General features: G+C 39.5%; 1 protein-coding gene. It reads right to left on the bottom strand.

Features of this window, described 5'->3' with window-relative positions; all coding sequences use genetic code 11:
* Positions 1-124: 124 nt before the first annotated feature.
* A partial coding sequence (locus ADH51_RS00735) for an N-acetylmuramoyl-L-alanine amidase family protein (protein ID WP_048673853.1) occupies positions 125-2,808 on the bottom strand: 2,684 nt, incomplete at its 5' end.

Raw genomic sequence — 2,808 nt, 5'->3', positions numbered from 1 at the left:
AAAAATCCAGGACCTATGCCCTGGATTTAGGAGATTATGAAAAAGAAAAGTTTTAGGATGCTTATAGTATAAAAAGCAAAGCCTAAAGTTTTCTTAAAGTGGAAGAAATATCTTGTTCTTCACTTTAATTCATTTTCTCAGTCGCTACACCATTTTCATCAATGACATAAGTTTTGCCATCTTTTTCTAGTGTTGCTTTGGTTGTGATTGGAGAACCGTACAAATCTTTCCCTAATGAGGTTGATTTTTCAAAGTGATAGAGCTTACCGTCAATTTCCTTCCAAGTTGGTTGGTAGGAAGATATTATCTGAGGCTCAAGATAGCAGAGATAGCCTTTATCAGTGCGGTAGAATCCTGTTCGAACGATTCCATTTTCGTCTGAAATGTAACCGGATTTAGTTTCATTACGTAATAATTCTGCGTAAGAACCGAAAAGATAGGTCTTTCCATCTATGGTTTCTGTTTTATTGATATAGCGATATTGGTTGCTTGGATCTAGGTAATAAGTCTTACCGTCAATTTCTCTCCACCCGGTTAATAGTTTTCCTTCTGAATCGGCAAGATATATTTCACCAAATAATTTAGCTGAACCATCAACTAGGAGTTGCCCATCTCGAGTGAAGTAATAATAATTTCCGTCAATTAGAAGCAACTCTTCTTTAGCTTGAAGACCATTTTCCTTAAAGTAAACACGGTGATTATCTAGTGTATACCAGCCAAAAACTTGAGCTCCATCATTGCCAAAGTAGAGCTTAGAATAGTAATTGTACGGATAGAATGCATTACGGAGGAGTTCACCATTGTTTTCAGCGAAATAGTAGTACTTCCCATCTATAAGGATACGCTTACCTTTTATTTGCTTACCACTGCCATCAAAGTAGAGTTGGACACCGTTAATGGTTTGCCAGCCAGTAGCTAATTGCCCCTTATCTTTGAGATAAGTCCAATCGCCATCCTTGTCCTGAACAAAGGTGTTGCGTAGAGATGATGTGACATGTCCTTCTTCATCAATGGTATAGGTTACGCCACTAAGCTCAATGGTACGGTTAGTCCATAAAGCTCCGCTATCTTTATCGAAGTAGTAGGTATCCCCATCGATGTCAACCAAAGTTCCTTTGGCTTGCTTGCCATCTTTATCAAAGTTGAGTTGGACACCATCAATGGTTTGACGACCTGTTAGGAGTTTCCCATCTTTGTCGTAGTAGTACCAGTTCCAAAAGTCGTCGCGAATAAACTGATTTGTAGGTGTAACTTCGGTTGAGATTCCCTTGTCATCAAAGGAATAGACTTTGTCATCAACTTTCAAAGTTGTATTAGAGACAATAATTGTAGGACGCATACCAGCAGTAGGTTCGACGTAATCTCCATCTGTCAATCGGTAACGTTGCCCATTGATTTCCTCCCATGAAGGCTTAGTGACACTTTTTACTGCTGGTTGGAAGTAGTGGAGTTGACCATCAATACCTCGTTGGAATCCTTTTAAGACAATCCCGTTTTCATCAGTGCCATAGATTCCATTAAAAATACCTTCATTGTGATAGACAACAGGTGCAAAGTAGGCTTTAAGGCTATTTTTTTGGACTACACTATTAATGACAAAATAATCTTTATTTTCAAAAGTGATAATTCCGTTTAGGACAACCCCATTTTCAGAAAAAATGTATTCCTTACCATCAATTAATTGTCTACTGGTTTGAATGACGCCATCAGCATCAGTATGGTAAGTTGTTTTACTAGAGAAAAACATAGAAGGTCTCTCAACGATTCCATACGTGTTCTTAACCAATTGACCATCATAATCAAACAAATATCTCTTCCCCTCAATGGTTACGACATCATTTTGAGCTCTCAGGCCGTCTGATTGGAAGTAGTAGCGTTTGTTATCGATTGTATGCCAACCTGTAACGGGAGCACCGTCCTCTCCTAGATATTCAAAGAGGTGCGTATACATTGGATTGGTCCTATAACCATTAAAGATGATATGTTCATACCATTGATTAGTCATTAAGGCACCATTATGATAGGCAAAATAGTAGTGCTTGCCGTCGATTTCTTGTTTTTGTCCTTTGACTTGTTTACCTTCTTTATCAAAATAAAGGATGACACCATCAACATTTTGCCAACCAGTCAGTTTCTCACCATTAGCAGTGTAGTAATACCAATCTTTTTGGTTGTCAGATTGGAAATGACCACCGGTCACGACCTGGGTAGGTAGTTGCGTTTTTTCGGTTAGGATGCCATCAGCATCTGCTAAATAAGTTTTACCGTCTACTTCAATACTTGTATCAGTTACCTTTCGCCCATTATCTTTATCGTAGTAGTAATCCTTGCCATCAATGGTTACCTTTTCACCTTTTGCTTGGATACCATTGTCATGGAAGTAGAGGTTAAAGCTATCGATGGTTTGTGGGCCAGTTAGTTTGTGGCCCTCACTGTCTAGGTAATACCAGTTACCTTGATCATCAGAAGTGAACTTGCCACCTTGGGAAGGTGTTTCCTGTGAAGTAGTTACGTTATCGCTTTTTTCAGATGTGGTTTCAACACTTCTATCGGTTGTAGCTGTCTCACCAGATTGAGCGGGTTCAAGCTTTTTATCAGTCTCGTTAGCAGGCTGTGTCGTAGGCGTTTCTGTAGGCTGACTAGTCGCATTAGTAGATGTAGTGTCAGTGTCAGAAGATACTGCTTCACTAGAAGCTTTCTCAACAGTAGTGCTTGCTGGAGCCACTTCGGTTCTTGTAATGAGGCTGTCACTTGTCTCAAGATTGCTGTCAGAGACGACATTTTCAGGACTGTTAACAGCAGTCGTTT

Origin of the sequence: Streptococcus sp. 449_SSPC, assembly GCF_001073005.1 — a bacterium.
GTDB classification, from domain to species: Bacteria; Bacillota; Bacilli; order Lactobacillales; family Streptococcaceae; genus Streptococcus; species Streptococcus salivarius_F.
The sequence above is the reverse complement of the archived record's forward strand: the minus strand, read 5'-3'. Positions and strand labels throughout refer to the sequence as shown.